General features: G+C 71.8%; 16 protein-coding genes. 11 read left to right on the forward strand and 5 right to left on the reverse strand.

Annotated features, from left to right (window positions below):
- Window positions 1–57: 57 nt before the first annotated feature.
- From ACGF0J_RS01175 to ACGF0J_RS01185, 3 genes are read left to right on the forward strand one after another with little or no spacing between them, the layout of a single operon-like run.
- Window positions 58–873, forward strand: a complete 816-nt coding sequence (locus ACGF0J_RS01175; RefSeq protein ID WP_393141058.1) for a MerR family transcriptional regulator — start codon at window positions 58–60, stop codon at window positions 871–873.
- A complete protein-coding gene (locus ACGF0J_RS01180; protein WP_393141060.1) occupies window positions 870–1,853 on the forward strand; it encodes an RNA polymerase subunit sigma-70 in 984 nt (327 codons plus the stop codon). Before ACGF0J_RS01175 ends, ACGF0J_RS01180 begins: the two co-directional genes overlap by 4 nt.
- A 20-nt stretch (window positions 1,854–1,873) precedes the next feature.
- The gene (locus ACGF0J_RS01185; RefSeq protein ID WP_393141062.1) at window positions 1,874–2,359 is read left to right on the forward strand and encodes a GyrI-like domain-containing protein; all 486 of its coding nucleotides are present in this window, start codon (window positions 1,874–1,876) and stop codon (window positions 2,357–2,359) included.
- Between the two features lie 112 nt (window positions 2,360–2,471).
- Here the strand turns inward: ACGF0J_RS01185 and ACGF0J_RS01190 are convergent, their stop codons facing one another.
- Genes ACGF0J_RS01190 through ACGF0J_RS01205 form a run of 4 tightly spaced genes read right to left on the reverse strand, consistent with a single transcriptional unit; the run spans window position 2,472 to window position 7,355 of the window.
- Window positions 2,472–4,235, reverse strand: coding sequence for a phospho-sugar mutase (locus tag ACGF0J_RS01190; protein ID WP_393141064.1), 1,764 nt, complete (start codon window positions 4,233–4,235; stop codon window positions 2,472–2,474).
- Entirely contained in the window at window positions 4,232–5,035 is an 804-nt protein-coding gene (locus ACGF0J_RS01195) for a purine-nucleoside phosphorylase (protein ID WP_393141066.1), read from the reverse strand. The genes ACGF0J_RS01190 and ACGF0J_RS01195 overlap by 4 nt, the downstream gene beginning before the upstream one ends.
- A 2-nt stretch (window positions 5,036–5,037) precedes the next feature.
- Window positions 5,038–6,366 (reverse strand): M20/M25/M40 family metallo-hydrolase, encoded by a 1,329-nt coding sequence (locus ACGF0J_RS01200; protein ID WP_393141068.1) that lies wholly within the window; start codon window positions 6,364–6,366, stop codon window positions 5,038–5,040.
- The gene (locus ACGF0J_RS01205; protein WP_393141070.1) at window positions 6,363–7,355 is read right to left on the reverse strand and encodes an Lrp/AsnC family transcriptional regulator; all 993 of its coding nucleotides are present in this window, start codon (window positions 7,353–7,355) and stop codon (window positions 6,363–6,365) included. Before ACGF0J_RS01205 ends, ACGF0J_RS01200 begins: the two co-directional genes overlap by 4 nt.
- 111 nt (window positions 7,356–7,466) lie before the next feature.
- Between ACGF0J_RS01205 and ACGF0J_RS01210 the strand changes: the two genes are divergently transcribed.
- Window positions 7,467–8,768 carry an MFS transporter gene (locus ACGF0J_RS01210; protein ID WP_393141072.1) on the forward strand — a complete coding sequence of 434 codons (1,302 nt, stop codon included), beginning with the start codon at window positions 7,467–7,469 and terminating at the stop codon, window positions 8,766–8,768.
- Window positions 8,769–8,779: 11 nt separating this feature from the next.
- On the opposite strand, the gene ACGF0J_RS01215 is transcribed toward ACGF0J_RS01210, so the two are convergent.
- The gene (locus tag ACGF0J_RS01215; protein WP_393141074.1) at window positions 8,780–9,232 is read right to left on the reverse strand and encodes a gamma-glutamylcyclotransferase; all 453 of its coding nucleotides are present in this window, start codon (window positions 9,230–9,232) and stop codon (window positions 8,780–8,782) included.
- 73 nt (window positions 9,233–9,305) lie between these two features.
- Between ACGF0J_RS01215 and ACGF0J_RS01220 the strand changes: the two genes are divergently transcribed.
- From ACGF0J_RS01220 to ACGF0J_RS01250, 7 genes are all read left to right on the forward strand, one after another.
- On the forward strand, window positions 9,306–10,700 hold the full coding sequence (locus ACGF0J_RS01220; RefSeq protein ID WP_393141076.1) for an NAD(P)H-quinone dehydrogenase: 1,395 nt from the start codon (window positions 9,306–9,308) through the stop codon (window positions 10,698–10,700).
- 406 nt (window positions 10,701–11,106) lie between these two features.
- Window positions 11,107–13,404, forward strand: coding sequence for a TIM-barrel domain-containing protein (locus tag ACGF0J_RS01225; protein ID WP_393141078.1), 2,298 nt, complete (start codon window positions 11,107–11,109; stop codon window positions 13,402–13,404).
- On the forward strand, window positions 13,401–14,714 hold the full coding sequence (locus ACGF0J_RS01230) for an ABC transporter substrate-binding protein (protein ID WP_393141080.1): 1,314 nt from the start codon (window positions 13,401–13,403) through the stop codon (window positions 14,712–14,714). The genes ACGF0J_RS01225 and ACGF0J_RS01230 overlap by 4 nt, the downstream gene beginning before the upstream one ends.
- Window positions 14,715–14,717: 3 nt before the next feature.
- Window positions 14,718–15,578, forward strand: coding sequence for a carbohydrate ABC transporter permease (locus tag ACGF0J_RS01235; protein ID WP_393141082.1), 861 nt, complete (start codon window positions 14,718–14,720; stop codon window positions 15,576–15,578).
- On the forward strand, window positions 15,575–16,402 hold the full coding sequence (locus ACGF0J_RS01240; protein ID WP_393141084.1) for a carbohydrate ABC transporter permease: 828 nt from the start codon (window positions 15,575–15,577) through the stop codon (window positions 16,400–16,402). Before ACGF0J_RS01235 ends, ACGF0J_RS01240 begins: the two co-directional genes overlap by 4 nt.
- Before the next feature lie 26 nt (window positions 16,403–16,428).
- Window positions 16,429–19,317: a glycoside hydrolase family 3 C-terminal domain-containing protein gene (locus tag ACGF0J_RS01245; RefSeq protein WP_393141086.1), complete on the forward strand. Its 2,889-nt coding sequence runs from the start codon at window positions 16,429–16,431 to the stop codon at window positions 19,315–19,317.
- A 180-nt stretch (window positions 19,318–19,497) separates the two neighbouring features.
- Window positions 19,498–22,188 (forward strand): cellulose binding domain-containing protein, encoded by a 2,691-nt coding sequence (locus tag ACGF0J_RS01250; RefSeq protein ID WP_393141088.1) that lies wholly within the window; start codon window positions 19,498–19,500, stop codon window positions 22,186–22,188.
- Window positions 22,189–22,286 lie beyond the last annotated feature (98 nt).

The following is a 22,286-nucleotide window of genomic DNA, read 5'->3' on the forward strand; positions in this document are numbered from 1 at the left end:
CGGGATCGTCCGCCGCTTGACCCTGACCCCGTGTGAGGGCGTAGAGGTGGAGACATCATGTTCGGCATCGGAGACTTCGCCAGGCTCGGGCTCGTGTCGGTGCGCATGCTGCGCCACTACGACGCGATCGGGCTGCTGCGACCCGCGCACGTGGATTCGGTCACCGGCTACCGCTCCTACCAGGCCGCGCAGCTTTCGCGGCTCAACCGGATCGTCGCGCTCAAGGACCTCGGCTTCACACTGGAGCAGGTCCGGGTCATCCTCGACGACAACGTCGGCACCGGCGAGCTGCACGGCATGGTGCGGCTGCGCCGGGCCGAGCTGGCCGAGCGGATCAGCGCCGACCTGGCCCGGCTGCGCGGCGTCGAGGCGCGGCTGCGCTCCATCGAGAGGGAGGGCGGCTTGGCCACCGACGAGGTCGTGCTCAAGAGGGTGGCCCCGGTCCGGGTCGGCGAGCTCAGCGCCGTCGCGGCGAGCTACGAGCCCGCCGACGTCGGCCCCGTCATCCAGCCGCTCTACGCCGAGCTGTGCGCCCGGCTGGAGGCGGCCGGCGTCCCGGCGGCGGGGCCGGGCATCGCCTCCTACGTGCCGCAGGAGGACGGGACGGTGCGGGTGCACGCCGCGATGCCCGTGGCCGGTGACTGCGCCGGCGCCGACGTGGACGTCGTGATCCTTCCGGGTGTCGACAGCGCGGCCACGATCATCCACCACGGGTCGATGGACGGAGTGGGGACGACGTTCCAGACGCTGGCCCACTGGATCGAGGACAACGGCCGCACCGCGCTCGGCCTGGGTCGCGAGGTCTACCTGCACTGCCCCGACGACCTGGACGCGTGGGTGACCGAGCTGCAGATCGAGGTGACCAGGCCATGACGGAGATCGCCGAGCTCGAACGGCACCGCACCGAGCTGACCGGCCACTGCTACCGGATGCTCGGCTGCGGCTTCGAGGCCGAGGACGCGGTGCAGGAGACCCTGGCCAAGGCGTGGACGGCCCGCGAGCGCTACGACCCCGGCCGGGCGCCGCTGCGCGCCTGGCTGTTCGGCATCGCGACCAACGTCTGCCTCGACATGCTGCGCGGCGCCCGACGCCGGGCCCGGGCCATCGACCTGGCCCCCCACGCCGCGCCCGGCACCGGCATCGGCGAGCCGCTGCCCGCCCACCGGTGGGTGCAGCCGGTGCCCGACGGCCTCGTGCTCGGCGCCGACCCGGCCGAGGTGGCCGTGGCAAGGGAGACCGTACGCCTGGCGTTCGTGGCCGCGCTGCAGCGCCTCCCGCCCCGCCAGCGGGCCGTCCTCATCCTGCGCGACGTGCTGCGCTGGAGCGCGGCCGAGGTCGCCGACCTGCTGGGCGGCAGCGTGGCCGCCGTCAACAGCGCGCTGCAGCGTGCCCGGGCGGCGCTGCCCGCCCCCGCCGAGCCGGACGCAGGGTCGGGCGCAGGGTCGGGCGCAGGGTCGGGCGCAGGGTCGGGCGGAGCGCTGGACGAGAGACTGCTGGCCCGCTACGTGGCCGCGTTCGAGCGCTACGACGTCGAGACGCTTGTCTCGCTGCTGCACGAGGACGCCACGATGGCGATGCCGCCGTTCACCTGGTGGTTGCGTGGCCGCGCCGACATCCACGCCACCCTGCTCGGCTCCGACGCCCCCTGCCAAGGCTCCCGGATGGTGCCCGCCGGCCGGGCGAACGGGGCCGCCGCCTTCGGCCAGTACCTGGACGGGCAGCCGTTCGCGCTGGTCGTCATCGAGACCCGGCGGGGGCTGGTCAGCGCCGTCACCACCCATCTCGGCGACCGGCTGTTCCCCATGTTCGGGCTGCCGATGAGTTTCGCCGTCCCGATCCGTACTGATGGGTGAGGAAAGGAAGGGACACGACAATGCCTGAGATCGTGCAACACACCGACCGCCCGTACGTCGGGGTGCGCAGGACCATCACCATGTCGACCTTCGGCGCGGTCGGCGACCGCATCGCCGAGCTGATCGGCTGGCTCGCCGAGCGCGGCGTCGGCCTCGCGGGGGCGCCGTTCTTCCGCTACCACGCCATCGACATGGCGGCCGACCGGCTGGACGTGGAGGCGGGAGTGCCCGTCGCCGCGCCGGTCGAGGGCGAGGGCGACATCCGGGCCGGTGTGCTGCCGGCGGGCCGCTACGCCACCGTCACCCACCACGGCCACCCCGACCAGCTCGCCGGCGTGACCGACGAGCTGCTGAAGTGGGCGGCCGGGCAGGGCCTGCGGTGGGACATGTCCGAGGCAGGCGGCGTGGAGCACTGGGGCTGCCGTCTGGAGCTCTACCACACCGACCCGCGGGTCCAACCGGACCCGGCCGAGTGGGACACGACCCTGGAGTTCCGCCTGGCCTGACGCCCGGCCCGGATACCGCATGCTCCCAGCCCGGCACCGGACGGGGTGCCACGTCCGGGGCCGGATACCGCGCGCTCCCAGCCCGGCACCGGACGGGGCGCCACGTCCGGGGCTACAGGGCCAGGGTCGCCTTGAGGTCGGCGGTGATGGCGTCGAGGTCGGCGGCGGCCCGGGTGCGGGCGGCGCTCACGTCGCCGGTGACTGGGACGACCACCTCCAGGTAGCACTTGAGCTTCGGTTCGGTGCCCGAGGGGCGGACGACGACGCGGGCGGCGTCCGACAGCGTGTAGCGCAGGCCGTCGGTCGGCGGCAGGCCGCCGTCGCCCCGGCTGAGGTCGTCGGCGCGCTCCACCGTACGGCCGCCCAGGGTGATCGGGGGAGCGGCGCGCAGGCGGGCCATGGCGTCGCCGATCAGCGACAGGTCGTCCACCCGGACCGAGAGCTGTGACGTGGCGTGCAGCCCGTAGCTGCGGGCCTGCTCGTCGAGGAGGTCCAGCAGCGTGCGGCCGTCGCGCTTGGCCGCCGCGGCGATCGCGGCGATCGTGAGCGCGGCCCCGATGCCGTCCTTGTCGCGCACCGGAAGCCGGTCGCCGCCACCCGTCGGGAACGGACGACCGGGGCCGTCCGCGTCGCCTGCCGGGGGGCGGCCACCGGCGTGGTCCGCATCGTCCGGTGGTGACGCGGCGGGGTCGGCGCCGACGCTGTAGCCGATGGCCTCCTCGTAGCCGAAGACCAGGCCCGGGCCCGCCTTGATGATCCACTTGAAGCCGGTCAGCGTCTCGCCGTGGCGGACGCCGTGCGCGTGGGCGATCTTGCCCAGCAGGGTGGAGGAGACGATGGTGGTGGCGACCATGCGGTCGCCCGAGGTATGGGCGATCACGTGCTCGGCGAGCAGCCCGCCCGTCTCGTCACCGGTCAGCATCCGCACCGAGCCGTCGGCCAGCGGCACACCCACCGCGCACCGGTCGGCGTCGGGGTCGTTGGCGAGCACGAGGTCGGCCCCGACGCGGGCGGCCAGCGCGGCGGCCAGGTCCATCGCGCCCGGCTCCTCCGGGTTGGGGAAGGCCACCGTGGGGAAGTCGGGGTCGGGGTTCCGCTGCTCCTCGACGGCCATCGGACTGTCGAACCCGGCCCGCAGGAACGCGTCGGTCAGCGTGGCGCCGCCGACCCCGTGCAACGGCGTGTAGGCGACCCGCAGGTCGCGGGCGTCGCCCAGGGGCAGCCGGGCGATCGCGTCGATGTAGTCGTCGACGATGTCCTCGCCCAGCTCGGTCAGCGTGCCGGGGCCGTGCAGCGGCAGCTCGTCGACGCGGCCCACGGCGTCGATGGCCGCGGATATCTCCCGGTCGATCGGCGGCACGATCTGCGAGCCGTCGCCCCAGTAGACCTTGTAGCCGTTGTCGCGGGGCGGGTTGTGGCTGGCGGTGACCATGACCCCGGCGTCGGCGCCCAGGTGCGGCACCGCGAACGCCAGCACGGGCGTGGGCAGCGGGCTCGGCAGCAGCGAGGCGTGCAGGCCGGCGCCGGTCAGGATCGCGGCCGTGTCGCGGGCGAACACGTCGGACTTGTGCCGTGCGTCGTAGCCGATCACCACGTGTCGGCCCGGGCCGAGCACGCCGGCCAGGCCGGCGGCGGCCCGCATGACGGTGACCCGGTTCATCCGGTTGGGGCCGGCGCCCAGCTCGCCGCGCAGCCCGGCGGTGCCGAACTCCAGCTTGCGGCCGAACCGGTCGGCCAGCGCCGCCAGGTCGGCCCGGTCGATCAACTCCGATAGCTCGGCGCGGGTCTCGGGGTCGGGGTCCTGCGCCAGCCACTGGCGGGCGGCGCGAAGCAGGCCGTCCGCCTCTGCGGCCGGGTCGTTGTCCGGCCTGCTCACAGCCTGTCCACGACCTTGGCCAGCAGGACGCCCATGCGGGCGGCGGTGGCGCGGCCGACCTGCAGGACCTCCTCGTGGTCGAGCGGGTCGTCGGCCAGGCCGGCGGCCGGGTTGGTGACCAGGGACAGTCCGAGGACGTCCAGGCCGGCCTCGCGGGCGGCGATGGCCTCCAGGACCGTGGACATGCCGATCAGGTCGCCGCCGAGCGTGCGCAGCATGCGGATCTCGGCGGGCGTCTCGTAGGTGGGGCCGCGGAAGGCCACGTAGACACCCTCGGCGATGTCCGGGTCGATCTCGCGCACGAGGGCGCGTAGCCGCCTGGAGTAGACCTCGGTCAGGTCGATGAACGTGGTGCCGGTGATCGGGTTGGCCCCGGTCATGTTGATGTGGTCGCTGATCAGCACCGGGTCGCCGACCTGCTGCGTCTCGGGACGCAGGCCGCCGGCCGCGTTGGTCAGGACGATCGTCCGCACGCCCGCCGCGGCGGCGGTGCGTACGCCGTGCACGACCGCGTCGACCACGCGGCCCTCGTAGAGGTGGCTGCGGCCGAGGAAGACGAGCGCGTGCCGCCCGGCGGCGGTGCGTACGACGCGGATCTTGCCGCCGTGCCCGGCCACCGCGGGGGCGGAGAAGCCGGGCAGGTCGGTGAAGGGAATCTCGCGGACGGTCTCACCGAGCTGGTCGGCGGCCGGCACCCAGCCGGAGCCCATGACGAGGGCCACGTCGAAGGAGTCGGGGCCGGCGGCTGCCTTGAGCGCCGCGGCGGCCTCACCGGCCAGGGCGTAGGGGTCGTTGCTCACCTTCAGTAGTTTATGAGCAGCCTGTCCAGCACCCGCACCCCGAACTGCAGCGCGTCCACCGGCACCCGCTCGTCCACGCCGTGGAACATGGAGGCGAAGTCCATGTCGGCCGGCAGCCGCAGCGGCACGAACCCGAACCCGCGCACCCCCAGGTCGGCGAAGAACGTCTTGTTGTCGGTGCCGCCCGACATGCAGTACGGCACTGCCCGCGCGGTCGGGTCCTCGGCCTTGAGCGCCGCGATCATCGACTCGACCAGGGCGCCGTCGAACGTGGTCTCCAGCGCGATGTCGTGGTGCACGAACTCGCGGCGCACCCTGGGCCCGATGAGCGTGTCGACGGTCTTGAAGAAGTCCTCCTCGTGACCGGGCAGGAACCGGCCGTCGATCACGGCGGTCGCCTGGCCGGGGATCACGTTGGACTTGTAGCCGGCGTCGAGCTGGGTGGGGTTGGTGGTGTGGTTGAGCGTCGCGCCGACGAAGCGCACCAGCGGCCCGATCCGGTCGAGGATCGGCTGCGGGTCGTGCTCGTCGAACGGGATGCCGAAGGCGTCGGCGACCTCGGTGAGGAACTGCCGCACGGTCGGGGTGAGCGTGATCGGCCATTCGTGGGCGCCCACGCGGGCGACCGCCGTGGCCAGCTCGGTGACGGCGTTGTCGGAGTTGAGCATCGAGCCGTGCCCGGCGGTGCCGTCGGCGATGAGCTTCATCCAGGCCAGCCCCTTCTGGGCCGTCTCGATGAGGTAGAGCCGCAGCGACGGGTCCACCTCCAGCGAGTAGCCGCCCACTTCGCTGATCGCCTCGGTGACGCCCTCGAACAGCTCGGGGTGGTGCGCGGTGAGGTGCTTGGCGCCGTACACGCCGCCCGCCTCCTCGTCGGCCACCCAGGCGAAGACGAGGTCGCGGCGCGGCCTGCGGCCCTCGCGGGTGAGCTGGCGCAGGACCGCCAGCATCATGGCGTCCATGTCCTTCATGTCCACGGCGCCGCGGCCCCAGATGTAGCCGTCGCGCACTTCGCCGGCGAACGGGTCCACCGACCAGTCGGCGGCGTTGGCGGGCACCACGTCGAGGTGGCCGTGCACGAGCAGGGCGGGCAGGGACGGGTCGCTGCCCTCGACGCGGGTCACCACGTTGCCGCGGCCCGGGGCGCTCTCGATGTAGGCGGCCTCGATGCCGACCTCGGCCAGCCTGGCCATCACGGCCTCGGCGGCGGCGCGTTCGCCGGGGCCGCTGCCGTCACCGTAGTTGCTGCTGTCGATCCGGATCAGCTCGGCGCACAGCTCGGCGACTTCGCTCTCGGCGGGAGTCAGGGCGGGAGTCTCGGCGGCGGTCATGGTGTCCTTTCCAGGGTGCGGAGGCCGGACTTGCGGAGGTGTCCACGCTTGTGGGCGCGGGTGATGAGCGTGACGTCGATGTCGGTGACCTCGTCGTGCAGGCCGACGACACCTGTCAGGAAACGGTAGAGGGCCGCCTCGTGGGCCACCGCCACCTGGACGATCAGGGAGTGGGTGCCCGCCGTCGCGGCGCAGTAACGGACGTGGGGGTGTGCCGACAGCGTACGGCCCACGTGGTCGAGCCCCTGCGGCTGGACCTTCAGCCAGAGCTGCGCCTCGGCTTCCAGGCCGAGCAGTGCGGGCTCCACCTCGGCCCGCGGCAGCAGCAGGCGCCGTTCGAGCAGGGAGGCGGCGCGTCTGCGGGCGGTCGGCAGGGAGATGCCGAGGCGCTCGGCGATCGCGGTGAAGGCGGTGCGGCCGTCGGCGACGAGCAGGTCGGCGATCTCCTGTTCCAGGGGCGAGAGGCCCTCCTCGTCGGGCGCCGCACCGTCGGGTGGGCCGTCGGGCGGGGCCGGGCGCAGTTCGGCGACCTCCTTGTCGGCGAGGTAGGGGGCGTGCCACTCGGCGACGGTGCGGAAGGTGTGCAGCACCACCTGGGTCCGCGTCTGCTGGACGCCGTCGATCGCGGCGACCTGCGCCGTCAGGATGTCGTGGAGCGCCTCCCGCGACGGTGACACCAGCTCGCAGCCGATGTCGGCCACGCCCGTCAGCGAGTAGACCGAACGGGTGTCCGGCCGGTCGGCCAGGGCCTCGGCGACGGCGGCGGCCGTGCCGGGTCTGACCTGGACGTGCAGGTGGACCGGCCGGCCGTGGCCCGAGCGCAGGTCGTCGTAGATGGCGGTGACGCGGACGGCGCCGTCGGCGATGAGGCGCTGGAGCCGGCGCGCGACCGTGCGTTCGTGCTCACCCACCGCCCGGGCGATCTCGCCCCACGCGGCGCGTGGGTTGACCTGGAGGGCGGAGACCAGCCGCCGGTCGAGAACGTCCACTGAGAGCCGTTTCTATGTCGGGTTTGTAAAAGACTTGGCCAGATATTTGACTGTTTTGGTCGTTCGCTTGCAGAGTAGGCGACCGAGCATCATTGAGCAAAGGAGCCCCCCGTGGCGACCTCCCCCATCGCGCCGTCCCCCGTCGGCATCCCCCGCAGCCGTGTCCGTCAGCTCATGGCGGCCAGCGTCGGCAACCTGGTCGAGTGGTACGACTGGTATGCCTACAGCTTCCTCACGGTGTTCTTCGCCAAGCAGATCTTCCCCGCGACGGGCAACGCCCTCGTACCTCTGCTCAGCTCGTTCGCCATCTTCGCGGTGGGCTTCTTCATGCGCCCCCTGGGCGGGCTGGTGGTGGGCGCGTTCGCCGACCGGTTCGGCCGCAAGGCCGCCATGACGTTCACCATCCTGCTGATGGGCGCCGGCTCGCTGCTGCTGGCGATCACGCCCACGTACGCCGCCGCCGGGGTGCTGGCGCCGATCATCCTGACGCTCGCCCGGCTCATCCAGGGCCTGTCGGTCGGCGGCGAGTTCGCGGCCGCGACCACGTTCCTGGTCGAGTCGGCCCCGCCCGGCCGCCGCGGCCTGTTCTCCAGCTTCCAGTACGTCAGCACCACGCTCGGCCAGCTGCTGGCCTCCGGCCTGGCCGCGGCGCTGGCCGCTACCCTCGGTACGGCCGCCATGGACGACTACGGCTGGCGCATCCCGTTCCTCGTCGGCGCGCTGCTCAGCCTGGTCGGGCTGTGGATCCGCAAGGGCGCCGAGGAGACCAGCACGGTCGCCGAGGACATCAGGCAGGGCCGTGCGGAGCGGCCGCGCATGTTCGAGTTCCTGGTGCGCTACCCCGGCAAGGCCGCCATGATCGTCGGCATCACGGTGGCCGGCACGGTCTCCTACTACACCTGGACGACGTTCCTGCCCACCTACGCGCAGCTCAGCGTGAAGTTCGACCCGTCTGAGTCGCTCACCATCGGCACCATCTCGCTGGTGTTCTTCATGGTGCTGCAGCCGCTGCTCGGCATGCTGTCCGACAAGATCGGCCGCAAGCCGATGCTGATCACGTTCGGGCTGGCGTTCACGCTGCTGCCCGTGCCGCTGCTGGCCTCCCTGTCGAACTCGTTCGCCAGCCTGCTGTTCGTCCAGTGCCTCGGGATGGTCTTCCTCGGCTGCTTCACCTCGGTCTCGGCCGCGGTCAACTCCGAGCTGTTCCCGACCCGGGTGCGCGCCGCGGGCGCGGGCTTCCCGTACTCGCTGACCGTCGCCATCTTCGGCGGCACCGCGCCGCTGATCGGCACGGCGCTCAAGGACGCCCAGATGATCCACGTGTTCCCGTGGTACGTTTCGGTGCTCGCGCTGATCTCGACCCTGGTCTACGTCTTCGCGCTGAAGGAGACCAAGGACCAGCCGCTCGCCTGAGCGGGCCCCGCTCAGTCGCCGAGCGACTTGCAGGGGCGTCCGCGCAGGCCCTTGACGTAGTCGTCGGGGGCGCCCGCCCGCTCCGCCGCGTCCGCGAGGATGCCGAGGTAGCGGGCGGAGGGCAGGCCGCCCTCGTAGCCGTCGAGCACGTAGAACCAGGCCACCTGCTCGCCGTCGAGCGTCTGCACGCGCAGCCGCACCTTGTGGTGCAGGCCGCGGGCGGCGCCCTCCCACTGGTCGAGGGACGCCTCGTCCCACTCGGGCACGTCGTAGAGGACGACGAAGACGTGCTCGTCGGGGTCTTCGACGATGGTGGCCAGGGCGCCTTCCCAGCCCAGGTCCTCACCGCCGAAGGTCAGGCGCCAGCCCTGCAGCCAGCCCACACCCCGCATCGGGGAGTGCGGGGCGCGCATGGCCATCTGCTCCGGGTCCATGTTGCTGCCGTAGGCGGCGTAAACAGGCACAGCGACCAAGGGTAGCGCGCGGGCGGCCGCCCCGTTTGGTCGCCGGGCCGAGGCATGCGGAAGAATGGTGCGCGTGACGAGGATCGTGATCATCGGTGGCGGACCGGGCGGCTACGAGGCGGCGCTGGTGGCTGCGCAGCTAGGCGCGCAGGTCACGATGGTCGAGCAGGACGGCCCGGGCGGCGCCTGCGTGCTCACGGACTGCGTGCCGTCCAAGACGCTGATCGCGACCTCGGTCCGTAAGCAGGCCCTGCTCGACGCTCCGTCGCTGGGCATCAGCTACTCCGGCGGGCCCGACGGCGACATCGGCTCGGCCACGGTCGATCTGCCCCTGGTCAACAAACGCGTCAAGGAGCTCGCGCAGGCGCAGTCGGCCGACATCGCGACCCGTGTCGCGGCCGAGGGCGTGGAGATCGTCCAGGCGCGCGGCCGGTTGGTCGACCCGCAGGTGGTCAAGGCGGGCGACCGGACGTTCAGGGCCGACGTGGTGCTGGTGGCGACGGGCGCCACCCCGCGCGTGCTGCCGGGCGCCGAGCCCGACGGCGAGCGCATCCTCACCTGGCGCCAGCTCTACGACCTGGAGGAGCTGCCCGAGCACCTGATCGTGGTCGGGTCCGGCGTGACCGGCGCCGAGTTCGCCGGCGCCTACCGTTCGCTCGGCTCGGAGGTGACGCTGGTCTCCAGCCGTGACCGCATGATGCCCAACGAGGACGCCGACGGCGCCGAGGTGCTCGAAGAGGTCTACCGCCGCCGCGGCATGAACGTCATGGGCCGCTCGCGCGCCTCCTCGGTCAAGCGCACCGCGAACGGCGTCGTGGTGACGCTGGAGGACGGCCGCACCGCCGAGGGCTCCCACGCGCTGATGACGGTCGGCATGGTGCCCAACACCGGCGGCCTCGGCCTGGAGGAGGCCGGCGTCCAGCTCGACAGGCACGGCTTCGTCAAGGTCGACAAGGTCTCACGCACCTCGGCGCCGGGCGTCTACGCCGCCGGCGACTGCACCGGTGTGCTCATGCTCGCCTCCGTCGCGGCCATGCAGGGCCGCATCGCCGTCTGGCACGCGCTCGGCGAGGCCGTCCAGCCGCTGCGCCTGGCCACGGTGGCCTCCAACATCTTCACCGACCCCGAGATCGCCGCGGTGGGCGTGGCCCAGCGGGCGATCGAGGCGGGCGAGATCGAGGCCAACGTGGTCAAGCTGCCCCTGGCGACCAACGCCCGGGCCAAGATGTCGGGCTTCCACGACGGGTTCGTCAAGCTGTTCTGCCGGCCGCACACCGGCATCGTGCTCGGCGGCGTGGTCGTCGCGCCGCGCGCGTCGGAGCTGATCCTGGCGGTGTCGGTGGCGGTGCAGCAGCGTCTCACCGTGGACCAGCTCGCGCACACGTTCGCGGTCTACCCGTCGCTGTCCGGCTCGATCACCGAGGCGGCCCGCCGGCTCATGCAGCCCGAGGCCGCGCTCGGCGGCTGAGCGCGGCAGCGCCACCACGCGCCGCCGTTCCTGGTGATGGCGGGGGAGCCGTCCGGGTAGGCGGCCACGGGCTCGGCGCCGCGCAGGCGCGCCGGCTCGCTCTGGAGGGTCCCGGTGTCCCCGTTCGACAGAGTCACCGGGGCCTCCCGCGGCCTGGACTCCGCCACGTTGACGCCCAGCAGGTCGCGCAGCGCTTTCGGGTGGCCGCGGACGCCCGGCCCGGCGCATCAGCGCCACGTCCTCGTACCACGCCTCACGGGGCCACTGCTCGGTGTTGCAGTCGCCGCCGCACTACGTCGCCGTCTCCTATTGGGATGGACTCTCAACAAATTCGCCGTTGACGTTTGTTGGTATGGAGACCAAACTAATCCACGGAGTTGGCGCTTGCCCCACCTGAGGAGCCTTCATGCCCTATCGTCCCCCGCTGGTCGCGCACGAGTACTTTGTCGCCGACCCGCCCGAGCTGCCCGTGCGCAAACGGGGCGAGGGCGGCCTGTCGGCGCTGACCACCGCCGAACTGGTCGCGGCAGGCGACGCCGGGGTGATGCTCAAGGCGACGACCGGCACCGAGGAGACCCTGGTCGTCCAGATCGACGTCGCCGGCGAGGGGGTGATCCGGGTCCGGCTGAGCGAGGACGCCGACGCCCGCCCCCGCTCGGAACGGGCGATCTCCCTCGTGACCCCCGGCGCGTACGCCGGCGCGCGGGCCGAGACCCAGCCCGGCGCGCCGATCGTCGTCGACGCCGGACCACTGCGCGCCGAGATCACCCTGTCGCCCTGGCACCTGCGCTTCACCGACGCCTCCGGCGCGACGCTGCTGGAGCAGGACCGCGGCCACACCGACATCAGCGGCCGGCTCCGCACCCTGCCGTTCGGCCGCTCCACCGCCCGCGGCGTGCCGGTCGCCTACCACGAGAGCTTCGCCGCCGCGCCCGACGAGGCGTTCGCCGGCTTCGGCGAGTCGTTCGCGCCGCTGGACAAGCGCGGCCAGCGGCCGCTCATGTGGAACTTCGACGCCTTCGGCGCCGAGTCGCAGCGGGCCTACAAGAACGTCCCCCTGTACGTGTCGAACCGGGGCTACGGCGTGCTGGTGGACAGCGGTGCGCCGACGGAGTTCGACATGTGCCAGTCGACGCACAGCACGGTCCAGATCGTGGTGCCGGACGACGTGCTCGACTACTACGTGATCGCCGGCCCGACCCCGCCCGAGGTGCTGGACCGCTACAACGGGCTGACCAGCCGGCCGGCGCTGCCGCCGAAGTGGGCGTTCGGCACCTGGATCTCGTCCGGGTTCTTCGTCGACACCCAGGAACGGGTGCTGACCAGGGCACGCGCGATCAGGGAGAAGGGCATCCCCTGCGACGTGCTGCACCTGGACTGCTACTGGCAGACCGAAGGCCACTGGTCCGACCTGCGCTGGGACCCCGACCGCTTCCCCGACCCCGACGCGATGCTGGCCGAGCTGGACCGGATGGGCTTCAAGGTCTGCCTCTGGATGAACCCGTACGTCTCCCACCTCAGCCCCGCCTTCCGGGAGGCGGCCGAGGCCGGCTACTTCCTCAGGACGCCCGGCGGCGAGCCGTACGTGGCCGACTGCTGGCACGGCTCCTACCCGCCGTGCGGGATCGTCGACCTCACCAACCCCGAGGCGGTCGCCTGGTTCAAGGACCTGCTCCGCCCGCTGCTGCGGCAGGGCGTGCAGACGTTCAAGACCGACTTCGCCGAGGGAGTGCCGCACGACGCCGTCGCCGCGAACGGCATGACCGGCACCGACCTGCACAACGTCTACACCCTGCTGTTCAACGACGCCGTCGCCGAGGTGACCCGCGAGGTCCACGGGCACACCCTGGTCTGGGCGCGCTCGTCGTTCCTCGGCGGCCAGCGGCACAGCGCCCAGTGGGGCGGCGACACCTACACCAGCTACGCGGCGATGGGCAGCACGCTGCGCGGCGGGCTGGCGCACGGCCTGTCGGGCGTGCCGTTCTGGAGCCACGACGCCGGCGGCTTCACCGGCACGCCGACCGACGACCTGTACGTCCGGTGGACCCAGTTCGGCGCGCTGTCGCCGCTGCTGCGCCTGCACGGCACGACCAGCCGCGAGCCGTGGGAGTTCCCCGCCGTCGAGGAGCACGCGGTGGCGGCGCTGCGGCTGCGCTACCGCCTCATGCCGTACCTCTACTCGGCGGCGGTGGAGGCGGCGCGGACCGGGGCGCCGATGATGCGCGCGCTGTGCGTGGACTTCCCCGGCGACCCGGTGGCCTGGCAGGCTGACCTGGAGTACCTGCTCGGCCGCGACCTGCTGGTGGCCCCCATGACGGCGCCGGAGGGGACGCGGCAGGTCTACCTGCCGCATGGCGAGTGGGTGGACCACTGGACCGGCGAGGTGCTCACCGGCTCCCGCTACGTCCGCGTCGCCAAGCCGCTGGAGCAGATCCCGATCTTCGTCCGGCACGGCGCGCTCATCCCGGTCACCCCGCCGGGCGACACCGTGGGCACGCCGGACGAGATCACCCTCGTCGCCTTCGGGGGCGGCGACAGCCGCGCACGGATCCACGACACCGACGGCGACACCGAGGTCGTGGCCACCCGGGACGGTGACACGCTGCACGTGGCCGTCACCGGCCCGAAACGGATCGCCGCGGTCGAGTTCGCCCCGGTAGCGGGCGCGCCCAGCCGGGCCGTCATCAGTCAGGAGAGGTCATGAGGAAGTCGAGGAGCGCCATGAGGCTGGCCGCCGCGCTGGCCGCCGGAGCGCTGGCGCTGGCGGCCTGCGGGTCGGGCGGCGGGGGCGAGCCCGCCGCTGACGGCGAGCCGCGCGTGCTCAAGCTGTGGCACTACGAGAGCGCCGACAGCGCCATGGGCAAGGCGTGGGCCGAGGCGATCAAGAAGTTCGAGGCGAGCCACCCGGGCGTCACGGTGAAGTTCGAGGAGAAGAGCTTCGAGCAGATCCAGAAGACCGCGAGCATGGTGCTCAACTCCGACGAGGCGCCCGACATCATGGAGTACAACAAGGGCAACGCCACCGCCGGTCTGCTGTCGAAGCAGGGGCTGCTCGCCGACCTGAGCGAGCAGGCGACCAAGCGCGGCTGGGACAAGCTGCTGCCCGGCGGCCTCCAGGTCACCGCCAAGTACGACGAGCGGGGCGTCATGGGCTCCGGCAAGTGGTACGGCGTGCCCAACTACGGCGAGTTCGTGATGGTCTATTACAACAAAGACCTCTTCGACAAGCACGGCGTCAAGGTGCCCACCACGTTCGACGAGCTCACCGCCGCCCTGGACACCTTCGTCAAGGCCAAGGTGACACCCATCGCCTCGGCCGGCGCCGAGTACCCGGCCCAGCAGATCTTCTACCAGCTCGCGCTGACCAAGGCGCAGCGGCCGTGGGTGGACGCCCTGCAGTCCTACAAGGGCAAGGTCGACTTCAAGGGGCCCGAGTTCGCCTACGCGGCGCAGACCATGGCCGACTGGGTGCGGAAGGGGTACATCGCCAAGGACTCCGGCGGCCTCAAGGCCGAGGACATGGGCGTGGCGTTCATGAAGGGCGAATACCCCATCATGATCAGCGGTAGCTGGTGGTACGGCCGCCTCGCCTCCGAGATCAAGAACTTCGAGTGGGGCCACTTCCTGTTCCCCGGCGCCGCCCTGGCGCCCGGCTCCAGCGGCAACGTCTGGGTCGTCCCCGAGAAGTCGGAGAACAAGGACCTCGCCTACGACTTCATCGACCTCACGATGAGCAAGGACATCCAGAACCTGCTCGGCAACTCCGGCGGCGTGCCGGTGGCCGCCGACCCGGCCGCCATCACCGACCCGAAGAGCAAGGAGCTCATCGAGAGCTTCAACAAGCTCACCGCCGCCGACGGGCTGGCGTTCTACCCCGACTGGCCCGCCCCCGGCTACTACGACGTGCTGGTCGCCGGCGTGCAGAACCTCGTCAACGGCAGCAAGACCCCCGACCAGGTCCTGACCGAGATCGCGGGGCCGTACGAGGACAACCTCGCCGACATCGGCGGTTAGCCCATGACGCGCACCAAGGGCTACTGGTGGTACCTCGCACCGAGCCTGGTCCTGTTCCTCGCCGTGATCGTGGCGCCGTTCCTGATGAACGTCGCCACGAGCTTCACCCGCTGGACCGGGGTGGGCACGCCGCGGTGGGCCGGGCTGGACAACTACGCCCGGCTGCTCGACGACGAACGGTTCTGGCAGTCGTTCCAGCACAACGTGGGCCTCATCGTGGCCATGGCGATCGTGCCGACCCTGCTCGGGCTGGTGCTGGCCGCCGCCCTGTTCGACTACATCGGCCGCCGGTTCGGCACCCGCACGGCCGCCGCGCTGCGCGCGATGTACTACCTGCCGCAGGTGCTGCCCGTCGCGGTGGCGGGCGTGGTGTGGGGCTGGATGCTGCACCCGTCGTACGGGGCCGTCAACCAGGTGTTCGGGCTGCGACTCGACTGGCTCGGCGACCCCGACCTGGCGCTGGCCACGGTGATGGCCGTCATGGTGTGGTTCCAGCTCGGCTATCCCGTCGTCATCTTCATGGCCGGGCTGCAGCGGGTGGACCCCGCCCTGCACGAGGCGGCCGAGATCGACGGGGCGTCGTGGTGGCGCAGGTTCTGGCACATCACGATCCCGCAGATCCGGCCGGAGACGTTCGTGGTGCTGCTGACCTGCACGATCGCCGCGCTCAAGGTCTTCGGACCGATCTTCGTGCTGACCCGCGGCGGGCCCGGCAACGCCACCATGGTGCCGTCGTACTTCTCCTACCTGAACTTCTTCCAGAAGAGCAACGTCGGGTACGGCTCGGCCATCGCCACCGTGCTGGCCCTCGTCATCATCGTGGTGACGTTCCTGTTCCTGCGCGTGCAGGAGCGTGCCCGGTGAGGGCGGCGGGGCCGGGCCGGTGGGCCGTGCTCGCCGCGCTGGGCGTGCTGGGCGTCGCGATGATGTTCCCGTTCCTCCTCGTCGCGCTCAACGCGGTCAAGTCGCCCGCCGACTACAGCTCGAACGGGCCGCTGAGCCTGCCGGACCAGATCCACCTGCAGGGCATCGTCGACTTCTGGAACCGCGTCGACTTCGGCGAGAAGCTGTGGAACAGCTTCGTGATCAGCGCCTCGGTCGCGCTGCTCGCGGTCATGCTGTCGGTGCTCAACGCCTACGCGCTCGGCATCGGCCGGGTGCGCGGCCGGCTGTGGGTCCTCGTGCTGTTCCTCGTGGGCAACACGCTGCCGCAGGAGGCGCTGGCCTACCCCCTGTACTACCTGGCCAAGGAGGTGGGCCTGTACGACTCCCGGCTCTCGATGATCATCGTCTTCACGGTGATCCAGGCGGCCTTCGGCACCTACCTGCTGAGCGCCGTCCTCGGCCAGTTCCCCAAGGAGATCCTGGAGGCCGCGTCGATCGACGGCGCGGGCCGCTTCCGGTCGCTGTGGCAGATCGTGGTGCCGATCAGCCGGCCCACGCTCAACGTGCTGGTGATCTTCTTCTTCATCTGGACGTGGAACGAGTTCTTCCTCCCGCTGATCTTCCTCATCTCCAACGACACGCAGACCGTGCCGGTCGCCCTCGGCGTCCTGCAGGGCGAGAGGTACATGGACGCCACCATGTCCAGCGCCTCGGCCCTGCTCGGCATCGTCCCGGCGGTCGCCTTCTTCCTCATCTTCCAGCGCACGCTCACCCGCGGCGTCACGGTCGGCGCCGTCAAGTAACCCCCCACCCCCCTGGAGCAGAGCCCATGTCCCGACGCTCAAGGACCCCAGCGGTCCTCGCGCTCGCCCTGGCGGCGTCGCTGCTGGCCGCCCCGCCGGCCACCGCCGACGACCTGCCGTTCCGCAACCCCGCGCTGCCCGTGGAGCAGCGCGTGACCGACCTGCTCGGCCGGCTCACCCTGGCCGAGAAGCTCACCCTGCTGCACCAGTCGCAGCCGGCCATCCCCCGGCTCGGCATCCCCTACCACAAGAACGGCACCGAGGCGCTGCACGGCATCGCCTGGTCCAACGACCTGGGCGACAACTGGAACCAGAAGCTCGCCCGGGGCACCGTGTTCCCGCAGGCGGTCGGCCTGGCCAGCACCTGGGACCCCGACCTGATCAGGAAGGTCGGCTCGGCCGTGGGCGACGAGACCCGCGGCTACAACGCCGGCAACCCGGACCTGTGGGGCCTGCAGGTGTGGGCGCCGGTCGTGGACCCGCTGCGCGACCCGCGCTCCGGCCGCAACGAGGAGGGCTACTCCGAGGACCCGCTGCTCACCGGTGCGATGGCCACCGCCTACGGCAAGGGCCTGCAGGGCGACGACCCCTTCTACCTGAAGACCGCGCCGGTGCTCAAGCACTACCTCGCCTACAACAACGAGACGAACCGCAGCCTCACCTCGGCCAACCTCACGCCGAAGCTCAAGCGCGAGTACTACGAGCAGGCGTTCAGGACCGCGATCAAGGCCGACGCCGCGACCGGCGTCATGGCCTCCTACAACCTGGTCAACGGCCGCCCCAACCACGTCAACCCCGACCTGAACGAGGTCGTGCGGTCGTGGACCGACCGGACCCTGTACAACGTCAGCGACGCGTGGGGCCCGCACGCGCTCACCGACGTGGAGAAGTACTTCGACGACAAGCCCGAGGCGTTCGCCGCCGTGCTCAAGTCGGGCCAGGACAGCTTCACCATCGACGGCAGCGACAGCGGCCCGCTGGTGACCAACCTCACCGCCGCCCTCGACCGCGGCCTCATCACCGAGGCCGACGTGGACAAGGCGGTCGGGCACGCGCTGACCATCCGGTTCCGGCTCGGCCACTTCGACCCGGACGGCGGCCCGTACAAGAAGATCAGCCCCGACGTGATCGACAGCCCGGCGCACCGGAAGCTCAACCGGGAGACCGCCGCCAAGGCGGCGGTCCTGCTGCGGAACGCCGGCACGCTGCCGCTGCGCTCCCCCAGGTCGGCCGCCGTGGTCGGCCCGCTGGCCGACCGGCTCCACAGCGACTGGTACGCGGGCACGATGCCCTACCAGGTGACCCCGCTCGACGGGATCAAGGAGCGCGTCCCCGACGTCACCACCGGCGCGGGCCTGGAGCGGATCGCCCTCAAGCACCTCGACTCCGGCAAGTACGTCACCGCCACCGGCAGCGGCCCCGACGACAACGCCGCGCTGACCGACACCGCCCCCACGGCAGCCTCGCAGTGGGACGTCACCGACTGGGTCGCCGGCGTCTCCACCCTGCGCAACGCGGGCAACGGCAAGCTGCTCGGCGGCGACGGGCGCTCGCTGGACACCGACGACGACGAGCCCAACGGCTGGTACGTGCAGCAGCAGTTCGCGCTGGAGCGCCAGGCCGACGGCTCCCACCTCATCAGGTACGCCGGCTTCGAGAGCGACGAAGGCTGGTTCGGCCTGCCCGACCCGTACGTCACCGTGACCGCGGACGGCGCCCTCGGCCTGGCCCCGAAGGCGCAGGCGGCACGCTTCGCCAAGGAAGTCGTCGCCGACGGCGTCGCCGCGGCCGCCGAGCAGGCCCGTAAGGCCGAGGTGGCGGTCGTGGTCGTCGGCAGCCACCCGTGGGTGCACGGCCGCGAGGTGCACGACCGCGACAACCTGCAGCTCGGCGACGGGCAGAAGCGGCTCGTCGAGGCCGTGCGCAAGGCCAACCCCAACACCGTGGTCGTGCTGGAGACCAGCTACCCGGTGATCGTGGACGCGCCGACGCTGCTGTGGACCACGCACGCCGGGTCGGAGACCGGCCACGCCGTCGCCGACGTGCTGTTCGGCGACGTCAACCCGGCCGGGCGGCTCACCCAGACCTGGTACGCCACCGACGAGCTGCCCAGCATCCTGGACTACGACCTGGCCAAGACCGGGATGACGTACCTGTACCACCAGGGCGACCCGCTCTACTCCTTCGGCCACGGGCTCAGCTACACCACGTTCGGCTACCAGGGTCTGCGGGTCCGCGGTGACCAGGTGAGCGTCCGGGTCACCAACACCGGTGAGGTGAAGGGCGAGGAGGTCGTGCAGCTCTACACCCGCCAGCACCGCTCCCGCTTCCGGCAGCCGGTCAGGCAACTGCGCGGCTTCGAGCGGATCGCGCTGGCCCCCGGCGAGTCGAAGACGGTCACCTTCCGGCTCGGCCGGGACGACCTGGCGGTGTGGGACCACACGCGCGGCACCTGGGTCGTCGAGGCGGCCACCCACGACGTGCTCGTCGGCTCGGTCTCGGACCGCATCCGGGCCCGCGCCACGACGCGGGTGACCGGCGACACGATCCCGGTCCGCGACCTCACCAGGACGACCCGGGCGATGGACTTCGACGACTACTCCGGCGTGGAGTTCGCCGACGAGAACAAGGTCAGCGGTGACGTCGTGGCCGGGTCCGCCGGTGACTGGATCGCCTTCACCGACGCCTCCTGGGGCTCCCGGCTGACGGCCTCGGTCGCCTCGGTGGGCGGCGGCTCGGTCGAGCTGCGCCGCGGCTCGCCGACCGGGCCGGTCCTCGGGACTGTCCGGGCGCCCGCCACCGGCGGCGTCTACCGGTGGGCCACGGCGGACGCCGCGGTGCGGCCCGGGAAGGGGGACCTGTACCTGGTGTTCCGCGGGGACCTGCGGCTCCGCGACATCACGCTAGCCCGTTGATTGGTTGTGACTCCCAACTATTGACCGGGGATCACCCGTGTGTGAGCCTCGTGGTGAGGCTCATGCGCGAGGGCGAGGCGACGGTCAGGGTCCCCGCGACCCGCGCGTGCGTGGCGGTCATCCGGGCGGACCGGCTGCATGGGGCGCCGCTCGGCGTGCCCCGGAAAGGCAGATCCGCTCATGCCCCGAAGGCTGCTCAGCATCCTCCTGGCCGTCGTCGTCGTCGTGCTGATGACGGTGGTGGCGGTGGTGGTGCGGATGGCGCCGGTCTCGGCCGTCTCCTCCGACCCGTACACCTTCAAGAACGTCCGCATCGACGGTGGCGGCTTCGTGCCCGGCATCGTCTTCAACCCGACTGAGAAGAACCTCGTCTACGCCCGCACCGACATCGGCGGGGCATACCGCTGGAACCAGTCCACCCGGTCCTGGACCCCGCTCCTCGACTGGGTGGGCTGGGACCGGTGGGGCTGGAACGGCGTCGTCAGCCTGGCCACCGACCCCGTGGACACCAACCGCGTCTACGTCGCCGCCGGCATGTACACCAACGGCTGGGACCCGGGCAACGGCGCCGTGCTGCGCTCCACCGACAAGGGCGCCACCTGGCGGGCCGCGCCCCTGCCGTTCAAGCTCGGCGGCAACATGCCCGGTCGCGGAATGGGGGAGGCGCTCGCCGTCGACCCCAACCGCAACAGCGTCCTCTACCTCGGCGCGCCCAACGGCAACGGCCTGTGGCGCAGCACCGACCACGGCGCGACCTGGGCCAAGGTGGCGAGCTTCCCCAACCCGGGCGACTACGCCCAGGACCCCGGCGACCCCAACGGCTACCTGAGCCACCGGCCCGGCGTCGTCTGGGTGACCTTCGACCCGCGCTCGTCGGCCAAGGGCGCCGCCACCAGGACCGTCTACGTCGGGGTGGCCGACAAGGACGACACCGTCTACCGCTCCACCGACGCCGGAGCCACCTGGGAGCGGGTGCCCGGCCAGCCGACCGGCTACCTGGCCCACAAGGGCGTCCTGGACACGGTCAACGGGCACCTGTTCATCGCCACGAGCGACACCGGCGGCCCCTACGACGGCGGCAAGGGCGACGTGTGGCGCCTCGACACCGCGACCGGCGCCTGGACGCGGGTCAGTCCCGTCCCGTCGTCCGGCTCGGACGCCTACTTCGGGTACAGCGGCCTGACCCTCGACCGGCGGAACCCGGGCACGCTCATGGTGGCCACCCAGATCTCCTGGTGGCCCGACGTGATCTTCTTCCGGTCCACCGACTCCGGCGCCACCTGGACCCGCGTCTGGGACTTCACCTCGTACCCCAACCGGAGCTTCCGCTACAGGATGGACATCTCCGCGAACCCGTGGCTGACCTTCGGCGGCAACCCGCAGCCGCCCGAGGTGACGCCCAAGCTCGGCTGGATGACCGAGTCGCTGGAGATCGACCCGTTCGACTCCGACCGGATGATGTACGGCACCGGCGCCACCGTCTACGGCACCGAGGACCTGACGAAGTGGGACTCCGGCGGCCAGTTCACCATCAGGCCGATGGCCAGGGGTCTGGAGGAGACGGCGGTGCTCGACCTGGTCAGCCCGCCGAGCGGCGCGCCGCTGGTCAGCGCCCTGGGCGACATCGGCGGGTTCCGGCACACCGACCTGGACGCGGTGCCGCCGATGATGTTCACCTCGCCGGTGTTCACCTCCACGACCAGCCTCGACTACGCCGAGAAGAACCCGGGCGTCATGGTGCGGGCCGGCAACTTCACCGACGCCGACCGGCCGAACGACAGCCACGTGGCGTTCTCGACCGACGGCGGCGCCACCTGGTTCCAGGGCGGCGAGCCGGGCGGGATCGACGAGGGCGGCACGGTCGCCGCCGCGGCGGACGGCTCCAGGTTCGTCTGGGCGCCCAAGGGCGTGCCCGTCCACTACTCGGTCGGTTTCGGCACCTCCTGGCAGCAGTCGCAGGGCCTGCCGGCGGGGGCGCTCGTCGAGTCGGACCGGGTGGATCCGACGACCTTCTACGGCTACAGCGGCGGCCGCCTCCACGTCAGCGTGAACGGCGGCGCCACCTTCACCGCCACCGCCGCGACCGGCCTGCCCGCCGCCGGCGACGTCCACGTCAAGGCGCTGCCGGGCGTCAAGGGCGACATCTGGCTGGCGGGCGAGACCGGCCTGTTCCACTCGACCGACGGCGGCGCGTCCTTCGGCAAGCTGCCCGGCGTCGCCTCCGCCGTGAACGTGGGCTTCGGCAAGGCCGCGCCGGGGCGGTCGTACCCGGCGGTGTTCGTGGTCGCGACGATCGGCGGCGTGAGCGGCCTCTACCGGTCCGACGACGCGGGCGCGACGTGGGTGCGCATCAACGACGACGAGCACCAGTGGGGCAACATGGGCGAGGCGCTGACGGGCGACCCGCGCGTCCACGGCCGCGTCTACCTCGGCACGAACGGCCGTGGCATCATCTACGGCGACCGCACCGGCCCCACGCCCACGGCCACCCCGACCGTCACCTCCACGACGACCCCCACGGCCACGCCGACCGTCACGCCCACGGTGACGCCCACGGTGACGCCCACCCCCGGCAAGGCGTGCACCGCCACCTACACCCCGGGCAACCAGTGGCCCGGCGGCTTCTCGGTGTCGGTGGCGGTCCGGAACACCGGCACCGCGCCCACCGCCGGCTGGAAGGTCACCTGGACGTTCGCCGGCGACCAGCGGATCAGCCAACTCTGGAACGGCACCCACACCCAGACGGGCGCCGACGTCACCGTGTCCCACATGGGCTACAACGGCGTCGTCCAGCCGGACGCCACCACGTCGTTCGGCTTCAACGGCGCCGGCCCGGCCACCACACCCACCCTCACCTGCACCGCCACGTGACCTGAGAGGGCGCCCGCGCGGGCGCCCTCTCAGGACGGCTGTTTTGGGGGTTGTCGAGGTGACACAGGTCCCGGATAGAATTAGTTCGTCTGTCCATC

The sequence above is a fragment of the Nonomuraea sp. NPDC047897 genome (assembly GCF_043204415.1).
GTDB lineage: Bacteria > Actinomycetota > Actinomycetes > Streptosporangiales > Streptosporangiaceae > Nonomuraea.